The sequence below is a fragment of the Streptomyces sp. WAC03905 genome (assembly GCF_057371075.1).
Map to the genome: position 1 here is coordinate 7,330,888 of NZ_JBXYDZ010000003.1, position 15,608 is coordinate 7,346,495.

A 15,608-nucleotide genomic window follows, 5' to 3' on the forward strand; every position below is an offset into this window, starting at 1 on the left:
AGAGATCCCGCGGCCTCCGGGCTGTCGCCGCCGCCCGCGGCCCCGCCCGTGGCAGACTCGGTGACTCCGGCTCGCCTGCCGCGGCAGCCGTCCCACCCCGAAGAGCAGCCCCCGGATCGGCCGTGCGTGATCCCGGGCCCGGTCCCGCGGGAGGCCCCGTGCTCCGCCGCCTCGCCCACCACCATGCGAAGACCGTCTCCCTCGCCGTGGCCGGCCTGGTCCTCGTCCTCACCGCGGGCACGTCCGGCGCGGCACCCGCCGTACGGGGCGCGGGGGCGCCACCCCGATCGGTGACGGCCCCCGCCACGGCTGCGGCCACGACCGTCGTGCCCGCCGCACCCGGCAGCGCGACCCCGCTCTCCGGCTACGCCGTCCAGTCCACGGCGAAGGTCGCCGACAAGGCGGAAGCCGTCTCCACCCCCGGGTACCCGGCCACCGGCTGGTACCCCGCAGCCCCCCGCTCCACCGTCCTCGCCGCACTGCTCGCGGCCGGCGTCCACCCCGACCCCTTCCACTCCACCCAGCAGCGACGGATCCCGGCCGCGGACTTCGCCGTGCCCTGGTGGTTCCGCTCCGACTTCACCATCGCCGACACGACCGCCCGTACCCACCTGGACTTCAGCGGCGTGATCTCCGCCGCCGACGTCTTCGTCAACGGCCGCCGGATCGCCACCACGAGCTCCGTCGCCGGCGCGTACACCCGGCACGAGTTCGACGTGACCGCCCTCATCAGGCCCGGCACCAACACGGTCGCCTTCCGGATCCAGCCCAACAACCCCCGCAGGCACCTCACGATGGGCTGGCTCGACTGGCTGCAACCGCCCCCGGACGAGAACATGGGCATCGTCCGCGACGTCACCGTGCGCCGCGCCGGACCGGTCGCCCTGCGCGACGCGCACGTCGTCCCGGCCCTGGCCATGCCGTCCATGGCGACCGCCGACCTGACCGTCAAGGCCCGGTTGCGCAACGACTCCGACGCCCCCCTCACCACGACCCTGTCCGGCACGGTGCGGCAGGGCCGGGAACCAGGCGCCGCCTTCACCCGCAGCGTCACGCTCGCTGCCCACGAGACCCGCACGGTCGCCTTCTCACCCGCCGACCACCCCGCCTTGCGACTCGCGTCGCCCCGTGTGTGGTGGCCGGCGCAGATGGGCGGTCAGCCGATGTACGAGCTCGACCTGACGGCCACCATTATCGCCACCGCCACCGACGACAGCAACAGCAGCGGCACCCCCTCCGACACCGCCCACCAGACCTTCGGCATCCGCGACGTACGTGCGCCCCTCAACGCGGACGGCGCCCGCCAGTACGAGATCAACGGCCGGCCACTGCTCATCAAGGGCGCCGGTTGGTCCCCGGACGAGTTCCTGCGCTGGGACCCGATCTACGTCGAGGACCGCCTCAAGTACGCGCTCGACCTCGGCCTGAACACCCTGCGCCTCGAAGGCCACATCGAGCCCGACGAGTTCTTCGACCTCGCGGACCGGTACGGGATCCTCACCCTTCCCGGCTGGGAGTGCTGCACCAAATGGGAGGCCGAGTTCAACGAAGACGGCGCCGGAGAGCGGTGGACCACCGGCGACCACGCGACCGCCCGCGCCTCCATGGCCGCCGAAGCCGCCCGCCTGCGCCACCACCCCGGCGTGATCTCCTTCCTCATCGGCAGTGACGCCGCCCCCGACGAGGAGATCGAACGCGGCTACCTCGACGCCCTGAAGGCCGCCGACTGGCAGGCCCCGGTGATCCCCGCGGCAGCCGACACCTCGTCCGCGATCACGGGCCGCTCCGGGATGAAGATGACCGGACCGTACGACTGGGTCCCGCCCGCCTACTGGTACGACAAACGCGAGGGCGGAGCCGGCGGCTTCAACTCCGAGACCAGCGCCGGCCCCTCCGTCCCCACCCTCGACACCCTGCGTCGCATGATGACGCCGGCCGAGTTGGAAACCCTGTGGAAGGACCCGACCGCCGTCCAGTACCACCGCTCCCCGTCCGCCACCTTCGACACGCTGGAGCTGTACGACACCGCCCTCACCGCCCGCTACGGCGCCCCGGCGAGCCTGGAGGACTACGTCCGCAAGGCGCAGCTCGCCCAGTACGAGAACGTGCGCGCGCAGTTCGAGGCGTACGCCCGTAACGCCAAGGACCCCGCGGACCCGTCCACCGGCCTCGTGCACTGGATGTTCAACAGCGGCTGGACCTCGCTCCACTGGCAGCTCGTCGACCGCTACCTCGACCAGAGCGGCTCCTACTTCGGCGCGAAGAAGGCGAACGAACCCCTGCACGTGCAGTACGGCTACGACGACCGCTCCGTCGCGGTCGTCAACAACCGCCCCGAACCCGCCTCCGGGCTGACGGCCCGGGTGACGCTCTTCGCCCCCGACGGCACGCAGAAGTACGACCGCACGGTGACCGGCCTGCGCGTCGCGGGAGGCGGCGGCGTGAACCGCGCCGCCCTGACGGTCCCCGAGTCGGTACCCGGCCTGCCCACGACCTACCTGGCCCGGCTGCTGCTGACCGACGCCGCCGGACGGGAGGTGAGCCGCAACGTCTACTGGCTGTCCACCGCCCCGGACGTGCTCGACTACCGGCGCAGCGACTGGTTCCACACGCCCACCAGTGCCTACGCCGACCTCCGCGGCCTGGACTCGATGGCGCGGACGCCGGTCACGGCGACGGCATCGACGTCGACGTCGACGTCGACGGACGCCGCGTCGGGGACCTCCACGACGACCGTGACCCTGCGTCATGCGGGTACCGGCGGCACCCCCGCGCTGCTCACGGACGTCCACGTCGTGCGCGTGTCGGGGGAACCGGTGCTGCCGGTGCGGTGGAGCGACAACCAGGTGAGCCTGTGGCCGGGGGAGTCGGCCACGCTGACGGCGACGTACCGGACGGCGGACCTGCGCGGATCGGACCCGCGACTGCGGATCTCGGGCTGGAACACCCCCACGACCACCGTCCCGACGACCTGAGGCCGGTCAGGCGGTGAGCGCGGCCGCCGCGCCGCGGGCCCGGCGGAGCCAGTCCAGGCGGGTCTCATCGGTCGAGCCGGTGACCGTGCGGAAGACGATTCGGCGTACGTCGACGATTCCCACGTACGGCAGGACGCACGCCGCCCAGATCCGCTGCAGCGGGTCGCCGAACTCGCTCTCCTCCCGCTCGTCCGGCGTGTCGGAGGTGTTCAGCACGAGGGCCCGGCCCGCCCTCAGCAGCCCCGCGGGCTCACCGTCCGCGCTGCCCAGCTTGTAGGCGACGCCGGGTACCAGGACGCGTTGCACCCAGCCGGTCAGGACGGCGGGCGGCATGCCCCACCAGTTCGGGTGGACGAACACCAGGGCGTCGAGCCCGGCCACCTCCCGCCGGTGCAGTGCCACGTGCGGATCATCGGCCCCCGGCGCCTCGGACACGGTCTCCGTCTCCTCGGCGGACAGCAGCGGCGGGAACCCTTCGGCGTACAGGTCGTGGGCGACCACCTGACACCCGAGCCCCCGCAACTCGTCCACGACCGTGTCGAACACCGCGTGGTTGAAACTGCCCGCTCGCGGATGTGCGAGGTACACCCCGACACGCATGATCCGTCCCCCCAGGTCGACTTGAGCCCTCGGCCGTCCATTCTGCACGGCCACCGGCCACCGGCCACCGGCCACCGGCCACCGGCCACCGGCCACCGGCCACCGGCCACCGGCCACCGGCCACCGGCCACCGGCCACCGGCCGTCACCGCCACGGGCGGGAGACGAGGGGTGGCCGGTGCCGCGGCGCCGGCGGGGTTCAGCCGGTCGGCGGGGTCCAGCCGGCGGGCAGACCGGACTGGCTGAGGACCGTCGCCAGGCTGTAGTGGTCCTGGTCGGACTCGATCCGGCACCGGTGCGCGTCCAGGTCGAGGACGGTGGTCATCGGCACGGCGAACGGCCTGGGCGCCCCCTTGAGGTGGCCGGAGTAGACCGCCCGCACGGTGACGCGGTCGCCCTCGACGCGGGTGCTCCGGACGGTGACGTGGACGTTGTCGATGAGGGAATCCGCGCGGGCCTTCCACCCGGAGATCTCCTTGCGGCCGCGGAAGGTGACGGCCACGGCTTCGTCGGTGTAGGTGCCGTCGGCGGTGAACAGGGCGCCGAGGGCCCGGGGGTCGCTGCCGTTCCAGGCACCGGCCCAGGCCGCGACGATCCGCGGCGTACGCCGGTCGGTGTCGTGAGCGGCGTACGCGGAGGCGGTGGAGGCGGTGACGGAGAGAGCCGCGGCGGCGGCCAGGACGGTCGCGGTGCGGAGCGGACGGGACGTCATGGATGGGACTCCTTCGGGGAGATGGGGAAGTGGGCTCGCCCTCGTCGGCGGGACGCTGCCTCCCCCGGCACACACCCTCGCCTCGCCCGCTGTCCACTCTCCAGCCCCCACCACCCCTCACGACTGCCCACCACTGTCCACACCTGTCCACGCCGCCCCGTAGACGCTCACGTATGCGGGTGAGTGTTTCGGCTATGTCGCGTCTCGTCTGGCTCGACTTGACTGAGGGCATGACGAAGACGACGAAGAACGAGACGCAGGCCACCGACCGGGCCATCACCCTCGTCATCGGGGGGAACGGCAAGACCGGCCGCAAGGTCGCCGGGAAGCTGGCGGAGCAGGGCCGGTCCGTCCGGATCGGGTCCCGGAGCGGGGAGCCGGCCTTCGACTGGAACGAGCCCGGCACCTGGATCCCGGCCCTGGAGGGGGTCGACCGCGTGTACGTGACCTACTACCCCGACCTCGCCTTCCCCGGCGCCGCCGAGCAGGTCGGGGCCTTCGCCGAGGTGGCGGTCGCCGCCGGCGCGCGCCGTCTCGTGCTGCTCTCCGGACGCGGTGAGGCGGCCGCACAACGCAGCGAGGAGGAGCTCAAGGCGTCCGGGGCCGACTGGACGGTCGTCCGGGCGAGCTGGTTCAACCAGAACTTCGACGAGAGCTTCTTCCTGGAGCCGGTCCTCGCCGGCGTGATCGCCCTGCCGACCGCCGACGCCGTCGAGGCGTTCGTCGACACCGACGACATCGCCGACGTGGTCGTGGCCGCACTCACCGACGACCGGCACATCGGCAGGACGTACGAGCTGTCCGGCCCGCGCCTGCTGAGCTTCGCCGACGTCGCGGCCGAGCTGTCGAAGGTCACCGGACGGGAGATCGCCTACGTACCGGTCTCGGACGAGGCCTACCGCGCCGAGCTGCGCGAGCACGGCCTGCCGGAGGACTTCGCCGAGTTGTTCACCCTCATCCTCGACGGACGCAACGCGCACGTGGTGCACGGCGTCGAAGAGGTTCTCGGCCGGGCACCCAGGGACTTCACGGACTTCGCCCGGGAGGCCGCGGCCACCGGCGTGTGGGACGTCCCCGCCTCCTGAGCATCCGTCCCCCCCCCGCCCGCGGAGAAGATGTACGCATGGACATGTTGACCGGGCTGCTCGAAGGCCCACAGGCCCGCGGTGCCTTCCTCCTCAAGTCCGTGCTGAACCCGCCGTGGGCCCTGCGGATCGAGGACCGCGCTCCGCTGTCGGTGGCGACGATGGTGCGCGGCTCGGCGTGGCTGCTGCCCGACGGAGGCGAGCCGGTGCTCATCGCCCCGGGAGACGTGGCGGTGGTGCGCGGGCCCGACCCGTACACCGTGGCCGACGCACCGGGCACCCCGGTACAGGTGACGGTGGGGCCGGACCAGCGGTGCAGCACGCCGGACGGCGAGGACGTCACCGACTCCATGGCGCTCGGCGTGCGGACCTGGGGGGCCGCGGACCAGCACGCCGGTTCGGCGGTGATGCTCAGCGGCACCTATCAGGCCCCGGGCGAGATCGGCCGCCGGCTGCTCGACGCACTGCCGAACATCCTTGTCGGGCCGGCGAGGGCGGCGGACGCGACACTGATCGACCTGCTCGCGTCCGAGATCTCGCGCGAGGAGCCGGGCCAGGAGGTCGTGCTGGACCGGTTGTTGGACCTGCTGCTCATCGGCGTGCTGCGGGCGTGGCCCTCGGCGGCCGATGCGGGCGCGCCCGCCTGGTTCCGGGCCCAGAGCGATCCGGTCGTCGGCCCGGCGCTGCGGCTGCTGCACGAGAGCCCGGCGCACGGGTGGACCGTGGAGGAACTGGCCGTACGGGTCGGGGTGTCGCGGGCTTCCCTGGCACGCCGGTTCAGGGAGGTGATGGGTGAGCCGCCGGTCGGCTATCTGACGGGCTGGCGGCTCGCGTTGGCGGCGGACATGCTCCGCGAACCGGACGCCACGGTCGAGAAGGTGGCCCGCCGGGTCGGGTACGGCAGTGCGTTCGCCCTGTCCGCGGCGTTCAAACGCGTCCGCGGGATGAGCCCGCAGGCCTTCCGTACGGGCGCGTCCGGGCCCGACACCGAACTGGCGCCGGGACCCGGCTGCACGGTCGTGCTCAGTCCGCCCGAGGTGCGGTCGCGTCGAGGGTGAGCACGCCGACGCGCTCGTCGCCGGAGACCTCGCCGGTGGGGGTGAACCCCAGGCCGAGGTAGAAGGGTTCGGGGCTGCCGGGGCCGCTGTGCCAGCTGACGTGGGCCCGGGGATGGGTACCGCGGCGCCGGATCTCCGCCAGGACGGCGTGAACCGCGAAGCGGCCGTAGCCCCTGCCCTGGCGGCCGGCGTCGATGTTCAGACGCCAGATGCCGCTGCGCCGGTCGCCGGGATCGACCGCCGGATCCCAGACGATGTCGTGGAAGGCCATCACGAAGCCGACGACGTCGTCGCCGTCGACGACGGCCCGCGGCCAGGCGCTGGTGGGATGGATGTACGCCTCGGCCAGGGACTTGACCACCGGGGACACCAGATGCCCCTGGTCGGGGCGTACTTGTACGGCACACACCGCGTCGAAGTTGTCGGCGGTGACGGGCTCCAGGCGCAGGGTCCGCTGTGACGGGACGATCAGGTCGGACATGACTGCACCCTAAGGGGTGCCCGCACCCGTTGATCATCCCGGCTCCTGCTCCGGCTCCGGCTCCGGCTCCGGCTCAGGAGCGGGGCCCGGCTCCGGGCCTGCGTCCGGGTGCTGTTCCAGGCGGGGGCGTTGTTGCCCGTGCTGTCAAGACACGAATTCCCGAGACATGACCCGCGGTGCTCCGGTGGCGTCTGGTGGAAGTCGGTGCCGGCGCCCTCGCAGCGGCACGGGAGAGGTGAGTGGCGATGACTCCTCAGGACGACCGGTGCGCTTCGACGCTCCGGGCGCAGAGACGCTGGGTGGCCGCCGACCAGGTGCCGGCGGGATCCGACGGGCTCGTTCTCGCCCGGTCCGTCAACGCCCACGTGCGGCGGACGGGGAAGCACTTCCTGCCCCAGCGCATGCTCATGCGCCTCGCCGCACTGCGTGACCGGAGCGCCGCGGAAGCGACGGGCCCGCCCTTGCTCCGCGCCTTCCTCGACTGCCTGCTCGACGAGCACGAAAACCGTTCCCGGGGCCGCACGTACCTGTCGCTGCCCGTGCTGGAGCTGCTCCTGGACGCGCGCCATCCCGCGTCGAGCGCGGAGCGCATGGCCACCCTGCTCGTGGCCGACGTCGTCCGGTTCGAGACCGGGGCGGCCGGTGGCTCGCGGGAGGGGCCCGGCCGGGGCAGGCCCGACGCGGAGACGGTCGCCGCACGGCTGCGGCACGCCCGGCGGTTCGTCGCGCCGGGCGGCGGCCCGCCGGCCCGCGCCGGGCTGCTCCGGCCGCCCGCGACGGGCGCCTGGGCATGGTTCGGCGTCACCGTGCAGCCGGCGTACGTCCTGCACGACGAATACCTCTTCGTCCGCGTCCTCCAGGCCCGCGACATGCTCCTCGTCGCGGTGGCGGAGCACGCGAAGGCGGCCGTCGCCGCACTGCGGGCAGGCCGACCGGGACAGGCCGCCGCGCGCACGGACGACGCTGCCGCCGCGTCCGAACGGATATCCGCACTGTTCCGCACGGTCGCCGCCACGATGCGCACGGAGCACCTCTCCGCCTTCCGGCACTACGTCCCGGGCTCCGTGGCCCCGGGCACCGGCCGGGACACCGCCGCCCGCGCCTACCTCGACCTGCGCCGCGGGCGGGAATCGGGCGGGGCGGAGTGGGACCGCTTCGACGCCTCGCTCGACCGGCTGCGGCGCGGGCTCCTCGCCGAGGTGTCCGCTCCCGGCTGGAGCCGGACGCCAGGGTGACGTGGCCGGTGCGTCGGGCGTTGGTGTGGGCATGGACGACGTACTGGACCTGCTGGACGCACTGCTCGACGGGGTCACGGAACCGCGCCTGAAGCTCATCAGCGCCGATGAGGCACGGGCACTGATGGTGCTGCTGGGGGTGCTCGAGGCCGACGGGCAGCCCGAGGAGATCCGCCGGGCGGCCGGAGACATGCGCTACCGCATCAGCACCCGCCTGGCCTGAGTACCCACCTTTTTGTGGGTACTTGGCGGGACGCGGCCTCCGGGGGACCCTGGTGAGGGGGCGGTCGACGGGGCGCCCCGGACCGGGTGGGACCGACTGAGGCCGTGGGGCCGACCGGAGCGGGGGTGATGTGATGCGGTGCGTCAGGACGCGGCCGGCCGGCTCGCGGCGAGCCTCTCCAGGCGCCGGTGGCCCCAGTCGGACAGGGGGGCCAACACCTCCGAAAGCTCCCGGCCGAAGGCCGTGAGGGAGTACTCCGTCTTGAGCGGAAGAGTGTCGTACACCTCCCGGTGCGCGAGTCCGTCCGCCTCCATCTCGCGGAGCGCCTGAGTCAGCACCTTCTCGCTGATGCCCGGCAGCTGCCTGCGCAGCTCGCCGGGGCGGCACGGCCCGGATTCCAGGAGCCAGAGCAGGCTGGTCTTCCACTTCCCGTCGATCACGGCGATCGCGGCGGTCACACCGCAGACGTCCGGGTCCTGGGCACGACCGCGCGTCATCTTCCGCTTCTCCGTTCCGGCTTGTTCCAGCCGTAATTCTACTTTTTCCATGAGGAGTTGAGCCATGTCCTCGTTCAACGAAGGACCTTCCGTCACCGTACTCGGCCTGGGGCCGATGGGCCGCTCGCTCGCGGCCGCGTTTCTCGAGGCCGGTCTGCGCACCACGGTGTGGAACCGCACGCCGGGCCGCGACCGCGCACTCGTCGAGCGGGGCGCCGTCGGCGCCGCGACCGCCGAGGAAGCAGTCGCCGCGAGCGGGCTGACCGTCGTCTGCGTGGTGAACTACGACGCCGCCGACGCCGTGCTGCGGCGCGACGAGGTCACCGCCGCCCTGAAGGGGCGCACGGTCGTCAATCTGACGGCCGACACCCCCGACCGGGCCCGGGACACCGCGGCCTGGGCCGCGGCGCACGGAGTCCGCTACCTGGACGGCGCGATCATGACGCCGACCACGACCATCGGGACCCCGGCGGCGGTGTTCATCCACAGCGGCCCGCGCGAGCTGTACGACGAGCACCGGACCGTATTGCAGGCACTGGGCGGCGCCCACACCCACCTCGGCGAGGACATCGGCCGCGCCGCCGCCTACGACGTGGCACTGCTGGACGTCTTCTGGACGGCGATGGCCGGCTACGCCCACGCCCTGGCGGTGGCCCGGGCGGAGGGGATCACCGCGCGGGAGCTGGCCCCGTTCGCCCGGGGCATCGCCGCCATCCTCCCGCCGCTCTTCGACGAGACCGCCGCGGAGGTGGACGGCGGCACGTACTCCGGTGAGGGCAACCCGCTCACCTCGGCCGCCTCGTCGATGACCCACATCGTGGAGGCCTCCGAGGCCCACGGCATCGACGCCGCCGTCATGCGCGCCGCCGAAGGATGGGCGCGCGGGGCCATCGGGAGCGGACACGGCGGCGACGGGTTCATCAGGATTGCGGAGTTCCTGGCCCGCCGCTGACGAACGCGGACCGGGACCACCCGGCCCCGGCGGAGGACGGCACCGCGGTCAGGCCGGTCGCGGCGTGCAACGACGCGAGCCCGAACCGGGCGACGGACGTCCGCCGCGGCCGGGCGGCCCGCTCGGGGCGCTCCTGCACGGCCCGCTCACCCTGGACGACCTGTTCGCGTCCGGCGGGCTGCGGGTCATGGACACGGAGCAGCCGGGCAGGACGCTCGTACCCGGCTGCTGCAACGAAAGGGACGAGCGGTCCGACCGGGGCGAGGGCAACGGGGCGAGGCGCGGTGGCGGGTGCGGGCGCCGCGGGCCCGGTCCCCTCGGCAAGACACCCCCTGAGCGACCGGGTCCGGCTGGTCGTGGAGGCGGAGCGCTCGCCGCTCGCGGAGCGCGACCTGACGGACTTCACGCACCGGGTGGGTCGTGGGCGGCCCGGCACGCCCGCGGCACGCCCGCGGCACGTCCCCGGCACGCCACAGCCGTCGCCGCGGCGGTCGCCCGCGCCCTGGCCGCACCGCCGGCCGAGGACCCCGCCGTCGCCACGCCGCCCGTACCATGTCGCACATCACGACAACAGGTTCCCGAACTGTCATCGTGCTGTCGGATACCGGAGGGGTGTGACGTGGCGGAAGAGCTGGCACTGCTGGTCGCGGACGTGTTCGAGGCCGCCGGCCTGCTCCGGAGGATGGGGGAGGGCGTCGCGGCGGCCGAGGGCCAGACCCAGGCGCGCTGGCAACTCCTCAGCGTGGTCTCCGAGGAGCCGCTGACCGTCGCACGGGCCGCCCGCCGTCTCGGGATCGCGCGCCAGGGCGTCCAGCGGGTCGCGAACGACCTGGTCCGCGAGGACCTCGCCGGCTTCCGCCCGAACCCGGACCACCGCGGATCACCGCTCCTGACCCTCACCCCGCTCGGACACGCCACATTGGAGCGGATCACCCGGCGGGCGAGCGCGATCCACGAGGTGCTGACCGCCGACATCGCCACGGCCGACATCGCGGCCGCGCGCAGCCTCCTGCACCGCGTGATCGACGAGGTGCGCCGCTACGAGGAACAGGCCCCGGCCGACTGAGCGTTGCCCGGGCCTCCGGCGAGGGCCCGTGCGACGAGGTCGTGGATCAGGAACTCCCCGGGCCCGCGGTTCTCCTTGAGGCGGTCGAGGTCGTCGCGGCCGAACCAGCCGTAGGCGGAGTGCTTGGACCGTTCCAGCACGGGATCGTCCAGGTCGCCGTCGACCTCGACGAGGTAGTCGGCCTCGTGGCGCAGGCCACCGCCGTCGTCCCCGGTCCAGGCGGTCGTGCCGAGCAACCGCCGCACGCGGCTCAGGCGCCAGCCGGTCTCCTCCTCCACCTCGCGAGCGAGGGCTCCCAGGACCGTTTCGCCGGCCTCGACGTGCCCGCCGACGATGTCCCAGGTGTCGGGGAAGAGCCGCCGGTCCGGACTCCGCTTCTGGGCGAAGGCCGCGCCGTCCCGGTTGAGGATGACGGCGCCGACGGTCCACACCTCACCCGCCGCGGGAACGGGCACTTCGACGCCGTCGTCGACGACGAACGACGCATCACGCATCACCATGTCCCCCAGCGTAGTCCTGGCCGGGGACCGGCCGGGGACCGGCCGGGCAACGCCTCCCGGAGGACTTCGCCGAGCCGTGCCGCCGCACCCTGCCCGGTGCCCGGGTCGGAGATGACGCCGCGGGGCAGCAGCCCGTGGCGGTCCCGGGACAGCGGGCGGTACGGGGTGGCCCGGGGCGCCCCCGCGCACAACCCGTTCCCGATCGCACACACATACGTGACCTGCGTTAGTCTCTCGGGGCGCAGGAGCCGAACGCATACGTAGACGGGGGAGCCGTGTCCTATTCGGAGCGCTGGCAGGAGCTGTTCGGGCCCATCGACGGCGGGCCCGCCATGAAACTCGCCTCGGCCGCACCCGACTCCGGAGGCGGCGGTGGCGGGGACGTGGACCTCAAGCACAGCAAGGGCCCCTGGGCCAGCGCCTCGGGCACCGCCGGTGACCTGCGCACCAACACCGAGACGAGCCGCGCGGCGCTCGGCCCCGGCCACGAGGGCGTCGAGTCGGGAGCCGCCGGCCTCGCCTCCGTCGCCGCGCTCAAGAGCGTGCTCACCTCCTGGGAAGAACGCCTCCGGGCGGTGCGCGACGAGTGCGACCAGCTCGAAGGGGCCTTGCTGAAGGTCGCCAAGGAGATGGGTGAGACGGACGCCGCGATCGACAGCTCCTTCAAGGGCGTCGACGGCGGATCCAAGGCGGACGAGAAGCGATGACCGCAACCCTGACCTGGAAGCAGCTGCGCGACCTCAAGACCTCCGAGTTCACCGACGCCGGCGACAAGTGGCACGAGGTGTCGGACCGTTCGGACTCCGACCGCGTCCGCGTCGACCGCGCGATGTCCGCCAAACTCCGCGAGACCCAGAAGAGCGAGTCGGCGAAGGCCGCCCTCGGCAGGCTCCAGCGCCTCAGCCGCAACTTCCACTACCTGCACTCCGAGTGCGGGCTCGTCCGTACGACGCTCAACGGGCTCGCCAGTGACCTCGCGGAGCCCCAGAGCCAGTTGAAGCAGGCCCTCGCGGACGCCGCCGCCCTGAACCTCACCGTCCACGACGACGGTTCCGTCAGCTATCCGGCCACCGAGGTGGAGGACGTGGCGGGGGCGAAGAAGGAGGCCCCCGGCGGCAAGGTCCAGGGCAGCTCCCGCCTCGCGCTCGAACCGCCGGGCCTCGGCCAGCAGGGCCAGTCGCCGCTGTACCCCGGCTACATGGGCCTCAAGCCGCTGAACCCGAACGCGGCGAAGGCGCAGGACGTGGCCGACCGCGTCGCCCGGGCCCTGCGCTCCGCGCGGGAGATAGACGCCCGGTACGCGAAGACCCTGGGCGGCCTGAAGGCGGAGAAGGGCCTCGATGTCACCGACGCCACACTGAAGGACGTCTCCCGCGACACCTCCGACGTCCGCTCCACCGCCGGGACGTACCTCGGTGAAAGCGTCCCCGAGGACAAGAGCCCCGCGGAGCGCAAGAAGTGGTGGGACGGCCTGACGGAGGAACAACGCCAGGAGTACCTGGAGATCGCCCCCGACCTGGTCGGAAACCTCGACGGCATCCCGGCCACCGCCCGCGACGAGGCGAACCGCAACTACCTGCCCGTCCTCATCGACGACCTGGCGCGACACGGCGGCGACGACGCCGAGACCAAGCTCAGCGCCCTGCGCGGGATCCAGGACAAGCTCAACGAGCCCAGCCGCCCGCCCATGTTCCTCCTGGGCATCGGAGACGAGGGCAACGGACGCGCGATCGTCGCGTACGGAAACCCCGACACCTCCAAGAACGTCTCGGCGTACGTCCCCGGTCTCAGCACCAGGCTCAACGACGAATTCGTCTCCGACACGATGAAGCGCGCCCAGGACACGGCCAAGGGAGCCCAGCGTCTGGACCCCTCCAGTTCCTCGATCGTCTGGCTGGGGTACGACGCCCCGCAGAACATCGACGTGATGTCGAAGGGGGACGCGCAACGCGGCGCTCCGGCCTACAACCAGTTCATGGCGGGCCTCTCCGCGACGAACCAGAACGCGGACCCGCACGTGACGGCCATCGGGCATTCCTACGGCTCGCTCACCGTGGGCACGGCCGCCAAGCAGTCCGGCGGCATACCCGGCGTCGACGACGTGATCCTGCTCGGCAGCCCCGGAGTGGACGCGCAGAAGGCGACGGAGCTCGGCGTGGGCAAGGACCACGTCTTCGTCGGCGCCGCCGACAACGACCCCGTCACCCACCTGCCCTCGAAGGACGAGGCGGCACTGGGCTGGCTGACGGGCGGCCCGCTGGGGGTCGCCGTCGGCCGGGACCTCTTCGACCTCGGCGACGACGACGTGTACTTCGGCAAGGACCCGGCGAGCAAGGCCTTCGGGGCGCAGCGCTTCCTCGTCGACGACGGGCCGAGGATGGTCTTCGACGGCGGAGGGTTCGACGCACACTCGCAGTACTTCACTCCGGAGAAGGACCAGACGTCGGCGAACAACATCGCCAGGATCGTCGCCGGACAGCCTGAGAAGATCGTGAGGGAAGAGTACCGATGAAGCGCATCAATCGGACCGTTCGCCTGACCGGTGCGCTGGCGGTGGCCGGCGCGCTGCTCATGGGATGCGGACCGGCGGACGGCACCAAGGACGGACGAGGGGCAGTGGCAGGCATGGACATGCAGGGAGCCGCGGAGCGCGCCGACGCGATGTTCTACGCGACGGTCGGGGCGATCAAGCCGGACATCGAATGGGTCCACGACACCACGACGACCGGCAGCTGCGACCTGACGCGTTACTGGACGGTGATGACGGTCGTCTCCGAGCAGCGGCGCGGCAACTTCCTCGGTGTGGTCGAGAACTTCTGGAAGGCGAGCGGCTACCAGATCAAAACGGTGAACCCGGACAAGGAGACGCCCGAGATCGTTGCCACGTCCCCCGACGGCTTCGGCATCATGGTCCTCTTCGGCCACCAGGGACAGGCGTTCTTCGAGGTCACCAGCCCCTGCGTGAAGAACTCGAAGGTGGCGGCCCCGTCCAAGGCGGCGACCGGCCCCACGTACGAGGGCGAGAGCGCCATCCCCGCCCCCAACGTGCGCTCCGACTTCTGGTCCGCCGAAACCCCGGTGCCGGGCACCACCCCCGCTCCCTGAGGCCGTCGTCGCCGTCGTCGAGGGGCGGGGCGCGGCGGCATCCCGTAGAGGTGGAGGACGGGGCGGTCATCGGACCGCCCGGAAAATCCCGTTGATCGGCGGCGCCGGGCGGAAGATCGTGGGGGCACGCACCCCCGCACGAGGACCCCGCGCGCGGACCGGGGCGTCGACCTGACCGCGATGCACGCGGTGCGGGCCGCCCCGCCGGCCGCCCGGCCTTCCTCGCCCGCACCGACCACGGAGCCGCCGCTTTGTCCCCCTCCGCACCCCTCACTCCGCTGCCAGAAGCCACGACCGCCGACGCCGCCGCCCCGGCCGCCGCCGAGGACGCCACGACCGACATGCCCGTCGGCGACATGGACCACGGCCGCGTGAGCCGCGAGCGGATCTCCGGCCTCGCGCACGCCGGGCACCCGATCAAGGCCCCGCTCGACGACGACTCGGTCCGAGCACTTCTCGAACGCTGCCTCCCGCAGGGCGACGAGCGCGTGCTCGACCTCGGCTGCGGCACGGCGGAATGGCTCCTGCGCGCCCTCGCGACGCGCCCGGACCTGCACGCCGAGGGCGTGGACGTGTCCGAGACCGCCCTGACGCAGGCCCGCCGGGCGGCGAGCGGCCTCGGGGTGGACGACAGGCTGGTCCTGCACCATCAGGAGGCCGCGGACTTCGCCTCCCCGCGGACCTTCGACCTGGTGATCAGCGTCGGGGCCGCGCACGCCTTCGGTGGCCTCCTCCCCACCCTCGACGCGGCCCGCGGACACCTGGCCCCCGGCGGCCGCGTCCTGATCGGCGAATCGTTCTGGGACCGCGCCCCCTCCCCGGAGGCCGTCGAGATGTTCGGCGACCTCGACGACCTGGCGACCACCGTCGACCGTGTGGTGGCCGACGGCTGGACCCCCGTCCACGGTCACGTCAGCACCCGGCGCGAGCTGGACGACTACGAGTGGGCCTGCTGGGGCTCGCTCGCCGCGTGGGCACTGGACCACCCCGACGACCCGGCCGCCGCGCAGGTGCTGGAGACGGCGAACGCCCAGCGGTCCCGATGGCTGCACGGGTACCGGGACAGTTTCGGCTTCCTCTGCCTCGTCCTGCGCCGAACGCCGGGCTGAGCGGCCCGCGG

General features: G+C 72.9%; 16 protein-coding genes. 11 read left to right on the forward strand and 5 right to left on the reverse strand.

The features are described from left to right. Window positions 1–206 precede the first annotated feature (206 nt). A complete protein-coding gene (locus tag AC2RP6_RS35665; protein WP_486450568.1) occupies window positions 207–2,975 on the forward strand; it encodes a glycoside hydrolase family 2 protein in 2,769 nt (922 codons plus the stop codon). Window positions 2,976–2,981: 6 nt separating this feature from the next. On the opposite strand, the gene AC2RP6_RS35670 is transcribed toward AC2RP6_RS35665, so the two are convergent. After that, window positions 2,982–3,575: an NAD(P)H-dependent oxidoreductase gene (locus AC2RP6_RS35670; RefSeq protein ID WP_486449953.1), complete on the reverse strand. Its 594-nt coding sequence runs from the start codon at window positions 3,573–3,575 to the stop codon at window positions 2,982–2,984. Window positions 3,576–3,773: 198 nt separating this feature from the next. After that, complete coding sequence (locus tag AC2RP6_RS35675) at window positions 3,774–4,286, reverse strand: nuclear transport factor 2 family protein (RefSeq protein WP_486449954.1); 513 nt, start codon at window positions 4,284–4,286, stop codon at window positions 3,774–3,776. A gap of 230 nt (window positions 4,287–4,516) precedes the next feature. Between AC2RP6_RS35675 and AC2RP6_RS35680 the strand changes: the two genes are divergently transcribed. Next, window positions 4,517–5,371, forward strand: coding sequence for an NmrA family NAD(P)-binding protein (locus tag AC2RP6_RS35680; protein WP_486449955.1), 855 nt, complete (start codon window positions 4,517–4,519; stop codon window positions 5,369–5,371). 38 nt (window positions 5,372–5,409) lie between these two features. Then, window positions 5,410–6,429 carry an AraC family transcriptional regulator gene (locus tag AC2RP6_RS35685; protein ID WP_486449956.1) on the forward strand — a complete coding sequence of 340 codons (1,020 nt, stop codon included), beginning with the start codon at window positions 5,410–5,412 and terminating at the stop codon, window positions 6,427–6,429. Here AC2RP6_RS35685 and AC2RP6_RS35690 read toward each other — a convergent pair. After that, window positions 6,395–6,910 carry a GNAT family N-acetyltransferase gene (locus tag AC2RP6_RS35690; RefSeq protein WP_486449957.1) on the reverse strand — a complete coding sequence of 172 codons (516 nt, stop codon included), beginning with the start codon at window positions 6,908–6,910 and terminating at the stop codon, window positions 6,395–6,397. The two genes, AC2RP6_RS35685 and AC2RP6_RS35690, sit on opposite strands and share 35 nt — an antisense overlap. Window positions 6,911–7,155: 245 nt before the next feature. On the opposite strand from AC2RP6_RS35690, the gene AC2RP6_RS35695 reads away from it, so the two are divergent. Together AC2RP6_RS35695 and AC2RP6_RS35700 are read left to right on the forward strand one after the other, a co-directional pair. Further along, the gene (locus AC2RP6_RS35695; RefSeq protein ID WP_486449958.1) at window positions 7,156–8,145 is read left to right on the forward strand and encodes a hypothetical protein; all 990 of its coding nucleotides are present in this window, start codon (window positions 7,156–7,158) and stop codon (window positions 8,143–8,145) included. Window positions 8,146–8,176: 31 nt separating this feature from the next. After that, window positions 8,177–8,368: a hypothetical protein gene (locus AC2RP6_RS35700; protein ID WP_486449959.1), complete on the forward strand. Its 192-nt coding sequence runs from the start codon at window positions 8,177–8,179 to the stop codon at window positions 8,366–8,368. A 143-nt stretch (window positions 8,369–8,511) separates the two neighbouring features. Here AC2RP6_RS35700 and AC2RP6_RS35705 read toward each other — a convergent pair whose 3' ends face one another. Next, window positions 8,512–8,865, reverse strand: coding sequence for a winged helix-turn-helix transcriptional regulator (locus AC2RP6_RS35705; protein WP_486449960.1), 354 nt, complete (start codon window positions 8,863–8,865; stop codon window positions 8,512–8,514). 64 nt (window positions 8,866–8,929) lie between these two features. Between AC2RP6_RS35705 and AC2RP6_RS35710 the strand changes: the two genes are divergently transcribed. Together AC2RP6_RS35710 and AC2RP6_RS35715 are read left to right on the forward strand one after the other, a co-directional pair. Then, complete coding sequence (locus AC2RP6_RS35710) at window positions 8,930–9,817, forward strand: NAD(P)-dependent oxidoreductase (RefSeq protein WP_486449961.1); 888 nt, start codon at window positions 8,930–8,932, stop codon at window positions 9,815–9,817. Between the two features lie 619 nt (window positions 9,818–10,436). After that, entirely contained in the window at window positions 10,437–10,883 is a 447-nt protein-coding gene (locus AC2RP6_RS35715; protein WP_486449962.1) for a MarR family winged helix-turn-helix transcriptional regulator, read from the forward strand. On the opposite strand, the gene AC2RP6_RS35720 is transcribed toward AC2RP6_RS35715, so the two are convergent. Then, window positions 10,856–11,383 carry an NUDIX hydrolase gene (locus tag AC2RP6_RS35720; RefSeq protein ID WP_486449963.1) on the reverse strand — a complete coding sequence of 176 codons (528 nt, stop codon included), beginning with the start codon at window positions 11,381–11,383 and terminating at the stop codon, window positions 10,856–10,858. The two genes, AC2RP6_RS35715 and AC2RP6_RS35720, sit on opposite strands and share 28 nt — an antisense overlap. Window positions 11,384–11,658: 275 nt before the next feature. On the opposite strand from AC2RP6_RS35720, the gene AC2RP6_RS35725 reads away from it, so the two are divergent. The 4 genes from AC2RP6_RS35725 to AC2RP6_RS35740 all read left to right on the forward strand — a co-directional run bounded on the left by AC2RP6_RS35725 (window position 11,659) and on the right by AC2RP6_RS35740 (window position 15,597). Then, window positions 11,659–12,090 (forward strand): hypothetical protein, encoded by a 432-nt coding sequence (locus tag AC2RP6_RS35725; protein ID WP_486449964.1) that lies wholly within the window; start codon window positions 11,659–11,661, stop codon window positions 12,088–12,090. Continuing rightward, a complete protein-coding gene (locus tag AC2RP6_RS35730; protein ID WP_486449965.1) occupies window positions 12,087–13,895 on the forward strand; it encodes an alpha/beta hydrolase in 1,809 nt (602 codons plus the stop codon). Before AC2RP6_RS35725 ends, AC2RP6_RS35730 begins: the two co-directional genes overlap by 4 nt. Beyond that, entirely contained in the window at window positions 13,892–14,488 is a 597-nt protein-coding gene (locus AC2RP6_RS35735; RefSeq protein ID WP_486449966.1) for a hypothetical protein, read from the forward strand. The genes AC2RP6_RS35730 and AC2RP6_RS35735 overlap by 4 nt, the downstream gene beginning before the upstream one ends. Before the next feature lie 371 nt (window positions 14,489–14,859). Further along, window positions 14,860–15,597, forward strand: coding sequence for an SAM-dependent methyltransferase (locus tag AC2RP6_RS35740; RefSeq protein ID WP_486450569.1), 738 nt, complete (start codon window positions 14,860–14,862; stop codon window positions 15,595–15,597). The last annotated feature ends 11 nt before the right edge of the window (window positions 15,598–15,608 follow it).